7 protein-coding genes are annotated in these 9,439 nt (G+C 37.7%); all 7 read right to left on the bottom strand.

Features of this window, described 5'->3' with window-relative positions; genetic code table 11:
* Nucleotides 1–142: 142 nt before the first annotated feature.
* On the bottom strand, nucleotides 143–406 hold the full coding sequence (locus FJR37_RS10370; protein WP_168465973.1) for a helix-turn-helix domain-containing protein: 264 nt from the start codon (nucleotides 404–406) through the stop codon (nucleotides 143–145).
* On the bottom strand, nucleotides 400–1,260 hold the full coding sequence (locus FJR37_RS10365; protein ID WP_168465972.1) for a PstS family phosphate ABC transporter substrate-binding protein: 861 nt from the start codon (nucleotides 1,258–1,260) through the stop codon (nucleotides 400–402). The genes FJR37_RS10370 and FJR37_RS10365 overlap by 7 nt, the downstream gene beginning before the upstream one ends.
* A gap of 1,324 nt (nucleotides 1,261–2,584) precedes the next feature.
* Nucleotides 2,585–5,224, bottom strand: coding sequence for a carboxypeptidase-like regulatory domain-containing protein (locus FJR37_RS10360; protein WP_168465971.1), 2,640 nt, complete (start codon nucleotides 5,222–5,224; stop codon nucleotides 2,585–2,587).
* Nucleotides 5,225–5,269: 45 nt separating this feature from the next.
* On the bottom strand, nucleotides 5,270–6,106 hold the full coding sequence (locus tag FJR37_RS10355; RefSeq protein WP_168465970.1) for a hypothetical protein: 837 nt from the start codon (nucleotides 6,104–6,106) through the stop codon (nucleotides 5,270–5,272).
* Nucleotides 6,107–6,118: 12 nt separating this feature from the next.
* Complete coding sequence (locus FJR37_RS10350) at nucleotides 6,119–6,631, bottom strand: hypothetical protein (RefSeq protein WP_168465969.1); 513 nt, start codon at nucleotides 6,629–6,631, stop codon at nucleotides 6,119–6,121.
* Between the two features lie 125 nt (nucleotides 6,632–6,756).
* The gene (locus tag FJR37_RS10345) at nucleotides 6,757–7,242 is read right to left on the bottom strand and encodes a hypothetical protein (protein ID WP_152608963.1); all 486 of its coding nucleotides are present in this window, start codon (nucleotides 7,240–7,242) and stop codon (nucleotides 6,757–6,759) included.
* A gap of 106 nt (nucleotides 7,243–7,348) precedes the next feature.
* Nucleotides 7,349–9,439 (bottom strand): putative Ig domain-containing protein (locus tag FJR37_RS10340; RefSeq protein ID WP_174763412.1); only part of this gene is annotated, 2,091 nt, incomplete at its 5' end.

Below are 9,439 nucleotides of genomic sequence, written 5' to 3'. Positions count from 1 at the left end.
TATTTACACAGCAATTCCAAATTCAAACGGCAACATAGAATACAGACATAATCTCGCTTCTGTAAAAGCAAGAGAGATTAGGCTGATTTCTGAGATTTTTTGCATTTCCTCCTCGAATCTCAGTCTCTTGGAGCTGGTGGAATCACATACATCTGGCGCAGATGAGGTTTGAGTTCGTTTTTTTTAACACTTGGCGCACAGTTTCGTGACTAATTGCTGGCACAATTTCTAACTCAACCGCAATGTCTGCCAGTAACCGCAATGTCCAACGAGCCTGACCAGCAGGTGGTTCTCCACAACGCAAGGCGATTAGTTTTGCTTCCACCTCTCCATCAATAATCGTTTGACGAGGCGGCGTTTTACTGGGCTTGCGGTTTAATGCTGACTCTATACCTTCTTTTACCAATCGCTCTCTAAGATTTGCCGAAGAGATTTATAGCTGACATATATAAACAGTGGACGAGAAAATGGTCGGTATTTTCCCCATTTCACACTTGTCCGCGAAGGCATTACTGCACCAGTACCACTATTTACAGATAGGGCTTTCAATGTATCCTTGTTAGAGTTGTAATAGGCGTAGGGAATGACAGCTAAGGCGTTGATATCACTGCTAACTTTGCTCTCTATGATTTTGTAATTTTTATCAGCTTTATAGTCCTTACGAATAGCCCCTTCTTGTCCCACGGCAATTTGTGTAAAATAGTCAAAAGTGCCTGAATCTTTGTCAGGACCATAAAGATTCAAGGGTTTATTCGGCCAAGTGGAACGAATCTGATTCCATGTAGTAATTTTACCTTGGGCTGATGGTTCCCAGATTTTTCTGATTTCTGCCAAAGTTATATCCTGCGCCCAATTGTTTTGAGCGTTAACTACCATTGTTATTGCATCAAAACCAATGGGTAATTCAAGAAATGTCACGTTATTTTGATTACACTCTTTGATTTCATGAGTATGAATTGGTCGAGAAGCATTATTAATATCTGTCTCTCCCAAACAAAACTTTTTAAACCCGCTACTAGTACCGGAAGAATTAAGTTCAATTGCTTTTACTGAAGGTGATTTACCATTATTTTTCTGGAAGTTATAATCATTGCTGACTTCTTGGGTAATAGGGTAAACAGTGTCTGAACCATCAATTTTAATAGCTGTTGTTGTCTCCTTTGATTGGGACGGTTGACATGATGATACCAGTGCGGAGAGTCCCACAAGGAAAGTTAGAGAAAATATTGGTTGTAAAAGATTTTTGGTGACAATTTTCATGGCGCTAATTTTAGTAGATGCTAATCTTAACTAAGAGGGTGTTTGAAATGTTTCACCCCTCCCTAACCCTCCCCTTCACAAGCCTTCACAAGGGGAGGGAACCCGTTTTTCTTGTTTTCCCCCTTCATAAAGGGAAAGGGGGGTAAAAATGTGATGAAAATTACGGGATACAACTTTTGAAACATTCTCTAAGAGGTTGTTTGAAAAGTATTAGATGAAACCGATAATCTCCAAAAACCTAACCCCCCTGCCCCCCTTCCCTACTTTGATTCTAAATATTGACATGAAACCTCTTTCCAGTAAGCACTTCGAGATTTTTGCCTGTTTGACTACACTCTGAGTTTGGAATTGCTGGTATTTCTTACAGTATGATACAAGAGACTAATTATGCAAGTGTATAAAAGTTACTTAAATTTCTAAAAAAGTTACTTAAATTTCTAAAAAAGTTACTTTTTGAGGAAAATTATGATCAAAAACTACTGGCTGATTTTGGATCAAAGAAATCTCATATATATAGCAGTATTCAGTCGTATGAGGTGTAAAATAAGTCCTGCAAAGCTTGCTGAATAAGGCTTCAATATAACTCACTTGTCTTGCCCGCTAATAATACAAGGACGGGCAAGATGCCCATCCCACATTCCACAAGATTGGATAGCACTTCGCTATCGCACAATTATAATCTAATAATATGCTCTTAGTTTTATCCTAGATGCTATTTATCAGATATATTATTCATAATGGCTATATGATAAGCTTGAATTATATAAAATCAATAATACTTTTGATATTTATAAGTTTTAGCAATTGCCTTTAGATTTTCTTAATAATTAATTGAGAATTTTTTCTATTTATTAACGAGGTTGCTATACTTTCAGCGATTTGCTATAATTTCAGAGAATTTCATAATGCGGTTGTTATTGTCAATTTTGGATCTTTCAGAAGATGTTAGTCTCAAACCCTTTATTGACAGTAGTTTCAGAAATTAATTTCCCAGGCTAATACAAAACTTTACAAATTAATAGCTATTCCCTCAACAATTTTAGCCATGAATTTGCTCAGGAATGATCTAATTTGAGCGATCGCCAAAATTCACTATTGACAAATTGACAAAGAAGTGATATGCAATCGCATCAACTCGAAAAGTCATTATATCGTAGGTTGGGTTGTGGAACGTGAACGTTCGCGGAGCAATCGGCACGAAACCCAACGAAATCCTTGGTAATGTTGGGTTTCGCTGTCGCTCAACCCAACCTACATTTCCTTAACGTATATTTACTCATGTCATTACCTGCTGAATGTGGGTTTATACAGGATAGACATTTTATTATTTTGTTAGATTCAACTCTAAAAGCTTTTCTGAATTTTCCTTAATGCTAAAATGTAAGGATTCAGTAAACTTAGAATTAATGATAATTTCATATTCTCCTTTTTTTAAACCTTCTAAAAAATAAATACCTGCTTCATTTGTTACAGAAAAAATTATTTTTTTATTATTCTGATTAATAGCTTCAACTCTTGCACCTGCGATAGGTTTTCCTTGATTATCAGAAACTACACCCATAATAGTATAAGAAGGGCTGAATGGAATTTGTACTGTTGTATAACTCCCTGCAATCACTTCTATGGCTAGAGCAGAGTCTTTAGGGGTTGTATCAAAAGGATAGCCTGCTAAATCTAAATCTAGTCGATAATTTCCTGATGGAAGTCTTATATACACTCCACGATCAACAATGTTTTTAGGATAGCGTTTTAAAGACTGATTATTAAGGATCAATAGAGCTTCTACATCTTCTAAATAAACTCTTTCATTGTTGTCAAGCAGACCATTTTCGTTATTGTCAATAAAGGGCTGAATAAATATCCCTCCCTGGGTACGCAGACGTTCAAATCTTTGTTCCCCATTGCCAATTTGGGGTTGAATATTGATAGCGGGCAAAAGTTGAATTGCAAAACGATTATCATTGGAAAATAAGGAAACTTGTTCATAAATAATTCTGACATCTAATCCTGGAATTATAGCTGTCGTAGCAGCCGTAACTAAACCATTACCTTCTGTACCTATCCTATAGCCAAAATTCAAGCTCCATAAATCTCTACCATCAAAAGATCTAGCATCAGAAATGTATCTCCCCCCAAAGGCAAGTCCATCATTATCATTATTATTATTATTAAAATTATTTCTCCTTTGGTAGTTTAGCCATAAAGTATATCCTTTAGTAAAAGAACGGGAAAAATAGTAAGCTAATTCAACTTCGGTCAATTCGTGATCTTGTTGATAATTGAAGTCCCAATTATAAAAACGAGAGCGTAAATTAAGATTCCATTCATTATTAATTTCATATTCTCCACTACCGAAAAAGAAAAAATTACCAATTTTTTGAGAGAGGTTAGCCCCTAGTGCTATTGTATTATCAAAATTATTACCTCTAGCTCGTAAAGTAAAACCAGGTAATATCCCTAAGTTAAGTTGAAAGCCTTGTGAAAGGGGATCACTTTGTAAAATTAAATTAAATTTTTCACTGGGTTTATATTGAAAATTAATAGCATAATCTAATTCTCCAATCACGGCGGTAGCTAGTCCAGAAACACCAATTTTTAAGGGTATGCCTTTCGGTTGATAAAAGATTTCTCCTATTAGATTAGTGGATTCCTCTTGGATAGCTCCAATCCCAACAGTTAGCTCATCACTCAATCCCATACGATAGGCGATCGCTGCTCTCCAGTTAGTCATATCTCCGAAAAAATCATCATTGTTAAAGTTACGACTCCAGCCAGTTGATAAAATCAGAGCCGAAGTGCCTTTACTTAATTGTCCTGGCAAATCTAAAAACTCAACTTCTCTAATCTCAGGATTAGTCGCCAAAAGCCCCTTGGGATAAAGAAGCAGACGATATTTATTTCCTTGTCGATTTTGTGTGGGGATATTATCAAAGCGATATTGTCCAGACTCATCAACTAAAACTTCCGCAAGAATTTCATTTTTGAAACCTTTTGTTAGTTGTACTAAAGTACCAGGAGCGGCATCACCAATAATATCTTGTAAAACCGCATCACTTTGTAACCTTTGACGAGGATTAAAACCTCCAAAGTTATCCTGAAATTGGGGACTATAACCGAATCGTTGAATCGTTGTAAATCCCCAATATTGACCCAAGTTATTACCATTCCAAAAAGTTGAATGGGAACCAAGGACATAATCAGCCTGGGGAGTTTGTTTTAAATATTGAGCTTCTCCAACTCGTCCAATAATATTAGTGCTTAATTCTGGTTGATTTACGCCTAAATACCAACTTCCACCTAATAGGCTACCGACCAATCCTATCTGCCCTTGGAATTGTTCATTGCTGTTACTAATACTATTTAATTTAGAATAACCAATATTACTACTAATTGTCGTTAAGCTGAATTGGGGAGCCTCCACTAGAGGCAATCCTTCAATAATAATAGGTAAAGGTGTATTTGATTTTCCTGCTTGAGTTAAATTTAACCAAGGAGGATTTAAATCAATTGCATAAGTGGAAAAATCAAAGGTTGTGGGGATACCTAATAAGGTTTGAATTTGTTCAACAGAAATAACTAATCCTAACTGAGTATCTGTTATTAAATCTTCGGCTTTAATCCGAATCAAAAAACCTGCACTTTTAAGTTCTAGTTGTCCATCTTGTAAAGAATTAACTTGAATATTTAATGCTTTAGTGATTTCAGAAAGAGGGATTAACCATTGCTCAAAATTAATTGTTTTTTCGCCATCTTCTGCTCCTCGAATAAAAGTGCTAGGAATAATATTGCGCTTATTGAGGTTAATTCCCACTGGAATAAGCTCAAAATTATTAGATGATTTATCTTGCTTTGGTGATAGATTAATATCTTCGAGTTCAGCAGGTTGCGCGAGGAGCTGGCTACAGGGTGAAACTAAGATAATCAATAAGCATAAATGTAGCTTTAGCCATAAGCCAATTTTCATTTGACTTGATAAATTATCTTTTAATTTTAATATCTATTTTGATAACTATTTAATGACTAAATCTAATGCAAAAGGAAGACTTTTCATTCCATCATCATTCCATACAGCTTCCCCCGATAGTTTATAATTCCCTGCATTGAGGATCATTTTTTCTTTGGTGTTTGGTTTGAGAATAACGCTCATGGTTTTATTGGGCAAAAACGATCCGCCGCCTTCTCCTTTGATAATCTCTTGATTATTTTGGGTTAATTGCCAAGTTATTTTAGGTCTAGCAGTTGCTTGACCCTGATTGGAAATGGTTAATCTTAGTTCTGATTTTTCAGTATTAAAATGAGCTTTATTAACATTTAGATTGGGGTGAATATTTCCTTTTCTCACATATATCGCAGATCCCATACTCGTTGTGAAGTTAACACGATAGTTTGTTGTCTCGTTATTAATTTCCTGTAAACTATTAACGAAAATAGCTACTCGATATTCACCGTCAGGTAAACTAGGGGGAAGAATTGCGGCCAATCTAATATTATTCGTACTTTTCGGTGGAATAGTAACTTCTTTGGGACTATAACGCATATAAGAAGTTAAATCTTCTTTGCTTCCCGACTCTAATCGTTTAAAATTACCTTGCTCGTCGTAGCTAAAAGCTGTGGCAGAAACACGGACTCTAAGGGGTTTATCGCTCGTATTACTAACTTTTAAGATACCTGTTGTTTGGGTTTTATCTGCTTTTAATTCGAGGTAGATAGGAGATAAGGATAGAGCAAGGGCAGGATGGGGATTATAGGCTAAACTAAACATTAGCCCTGTTGCTATAACAGTATTCTTGAGAAGTTGTTGAGAATGATGAACTATTGGATTTTGTAAAAGCTGATTAAAAAACATTGTCTTGATTTTTTAAGGGTTAAAATTTAGTTGGATATCAAAACTATAAGTTCCAGCTTCGGGAATCTGATTATAAACTGCTTTAATAGCAAGATTCATTGAATTTTCTCCAGAGATCAAGGAAATGAAACCAGATGAGGTAGAAGTCAAAGCATTATATTCTTTTGTGGTTGATTGGTTGGAAATAATTGCTTTTAATTCTGTTAGAGTTGGATTAAAATTACCGTCATCCGCAACGGTGTTATTAATCACATTGCTGATTTCAACGGTGCAATTAGTATTGCAGTGAATATTAAAATTTCTACTAGAATAAATGCGATATTCTAACAGATTAGTCTCAACTACTTCCTTGTCATTATCAACTAATTCCGTAGTGATTGAATTTTCATCTAGAAGTACAACTAAGGGGACATCGGTTGACAATATAACATTTACGGTATCTGCTCTAACTTGTTTTGTTATACCACATAGAATAGGAACTAGCAACCCCAAACTCAGAAGGGATAAGTTAATTAATTTCCACATTAGATTTCCACATTAGAAAGTGACAACGGGTTTGTTTTTTTATTTTAACAGACGAAATACAAAAGAAGAACTTGGGCTAATTTCTTAACCCAAGCTATTTACAGAGCCTTTTTTTTGATAAAAAATTAGGGGTTAGCGGTTAGTTCAATTGCATAGGAATATCTTCCAGGAGCCAAAACTTCAGCGTATTGAACACTCAACCCAACAGTGATAGCGTTTGTTCCACTGACTAAGGGAACTGTTCCAGTTGTAGTATTACCATTACTGGTCTGAGTATTGGTACCATCACTAATGGTTGCCTGTAAACTGGACACTGTCATGTTTACAGGAATAGTTGGTGTTACAGAAGAAATTGAAATGCTAGTAACCGCATTGCAAATAACACTAATCGAGCCAGTTGAACCTCCTGATGCTGTACTCAATGTTTTACTGGCAATATTGTATCCTAATAAACCTGCCGTGTTTGTCGCATCATTAAATAAACAAGTTGCTGGAACATCTTCGGAAATAGTTACAGTTGCAGTATCGGCGGAGGCTTTTGAGGCAACACCGAGGGAACTAACTAAAGTTAATGTCGCAAGGGCGAAGAAGAGACGAAAGTTTTTAGGCATGGATTTAGTCTGGATAATGGAGATTGTTGGATTCAATCAGCAACAGGAGATGCTCTTGCTGATTTTATTGACCTTTTAGAGCTGAACATTTTTTCCTCCGATAATATTAAATAAAACTGAAACCTTGAGTACTACCTGTAATTAATCCAAGGATCAGATTCGTGCCTTCTAGGTTGGCAATTAATTCATCTCTGCTAGTCAGACCCCTTATACCGTCATTGTCGATAAAGATAGAAGTTCCTAAGACAATTCCCCCTGGTGATCCACCGAGATAGTAGTCCTTACCATTAGTTAATTTGATGATGTCCTGGGCTTGGTTATAGTCTTTGATACGGGCGTAGTCTGTTCTACCCATATTCAACGGATTACCATCATCATAAAAAATATTGGCGGTGTTTCCTAGAATGAAGGTATCTGAGCCAGACCCACCGTAGAGAATATCGATTTCTCCAATTCCCTTGGCTGTGCTATTTGTCCCTGTTAGCTCATCATTCCCATCGTCTCCGTATAGGATGTCGTTACCTGCTCCACCGAAGAGAATATCTAGGTCATTTCCTCCTAGCAGGATATCGTTTCCTGCTTTTCCGTCTAAAAGGTCATTTCCAGTTTGTCCATATAGACGGTCTTGTCCTTCTCCTCCATAGATGGTGTCATTGCCGTTTTCTCCATAGAAGAATCCGCCTCCACTACCTGCTTCGAGGAGGTCATTTCCATTTCCACCATAGAAGTAGTTATAGGCTGCATTTCCTTTTAAGTGATCGTTGTAGAATGACCCTGTTAGTTTTTCGATGTTTGTCAGGATGTCTCCTTGGGCATAACCTCCTATTCCCTTTCCTGTTTCTAGATCAATGGTTACACCAGAGTTGGAACGGGCATAGTTTACTTCGTCAATTCCTCCTGCTCCATCAATGATTTCTGCGGGGCTTATGGCAAATACGCTGTCGTTGGCTGCTGTGCCAACAATGGGCGTGACAATGGATAGCTGAAATTCATCGGCGATGGTACCGCCATTACTGTCATTGGCTACAATTTTGATATCAAGGTTGCCTGGGGTGGTAGGGGTTCCACTAAAGGTACGAGTAGTACCATTAAAGGCTAACCAACTAGGTAAGGCTGTGCCATTGGCTAAGGTTACTGTATAGGTTAGGGGATCACTGTCTACATCGCTAAAGGTATTTGCCTCAAATCTGTAATTCAAGGACGCATTAACGGCGATCGTTTGATTGGCGATCGCATTGGCAACGGTAGGTGCTTCGTTAACGTTAGTAACAGTAATTGCCACAGCTTTAGTGGTATTTAATGCACCATCACTAGCGATAACGTTAATGTCATAAACATTATCTGAATTGCCATCAGTTCGTGATTCAAAGTTAGGAGCATTTTTGAAGGTGACAGCACCATTGGTAATATTAAATAACGCAGCATCAGTACCCGATAAACTATAGGTGAGGGTTGTACCTGCATCTGGGTCGGTGGCGGTAACTGTGTAAACTGTGCTTGTACCGTTTTCTGCAAAGGTGGCGGTGGCAGCGCTGGTAATAACTGGAGCTTCGTTAACGTTGGTGACGTTTAGGGTGAAGTTGGTTGTGGCATCGGGTGTTGAACCTACTGTGCTGTCATCGGCATTAACAGTGACGTTGTAACTGGTTTTGGCTTCAAAATTCAGGGCTGTATTCGCTTTGATGTATAGCTCTGTTCCAACAACTTCAAAGACACTGGCATCGGTTCCACTGACGCTGAGGTTATTGGTTCCCAATGCGTCATCGGTAATGGCAATATCAGCGACTTTAATGCGATTTGTAGTGCTGGTGTTTTCAGCGATCGCTGTTACCTGATTATTCAAACTAACAGCAGTAGGGGCTTCGTTAACGTTGGTGACGTTTAGGATGAAGTTGGTTGTCGCATCAGGTGTTAAACCTACTGTGCTGTCATCGACATTAACAGTGACGCTGTAACTGGTTTTGGCTTCAAAATTGAGAGCCGTGTTAGCTTTCAGGTAGAGAGCATTTCCAACAACTTCAAAGAAACTGGCATCGGTTCCACTGACGCTGAGGTTATTGGTTCCCAATGCGTCATCGGTAATGGCAACATCAGCGACTTTGATGCGGGTTGTAGTGCTGGTGTTTTCGGCGATCGCTGTTTGTTGATTAGTTAAACTAACAGCAGTAGGGGCAGAGTTCGTAGGAGCGGTGCTACT

The organism is Aphanizomenon sp. UHCC 0183 (assembly GCF_009712065.1).
In the GTDB taxonomy this organism is placed as follows: domain Bacteria; phylum Cyanobacteriota; class Cyanobacteriia; order Cyanobacteriales; family Nostocaceae; genus Dolichospermum; species Dolichospermum heterosporum.
Note: the sequence above shows the minus strand (reverse complement) of the source record. Positions and strands in the feature narration are given on the sequence as shown.

What these genes read in the sequence shown, in the direction of transcription:
- FJR37_RS10350 (WP_168465969.1), bottom strand. Translation starts at nt 6,631, where the DNA reads ATGTGGAAATTAATTAACTTATCCCTTCTGAGTTTGGGGTTGCTAGTT.
- FJR37_RS10355 (WP_168465970.1), bottom strand. Translation starts at nt 6,106, where the DNA reads ATGTTTTTTAATCAGCTTTTACAAAATCCAATAGTTCATCATTCTCAA.
- FJR37_RS10365 (WP_168465972.1), bottom strand. Translation starts at nt 1,260, where the DNA reads ATGAAAATTGTCACCAAAAATCTTTTACAACCAATATTTTCTCTAACT.
- FJR37_RS10360 (WP_168465971.1), bottom strand. Translation starts at nt 5,224, where the DNA reads ATGAAAATTGGCTTATGGCTAAAGCTACATTTATGCTTATTGATTATC.
- FJR37_RS10345 (WP_152608963.1), bottom strand. Translation starts at nt 7,242, where the DNA reads ATGCCTAAAAACTTTCGTCTCTTCTTCGCCCTTGCGACATTAACTTTA.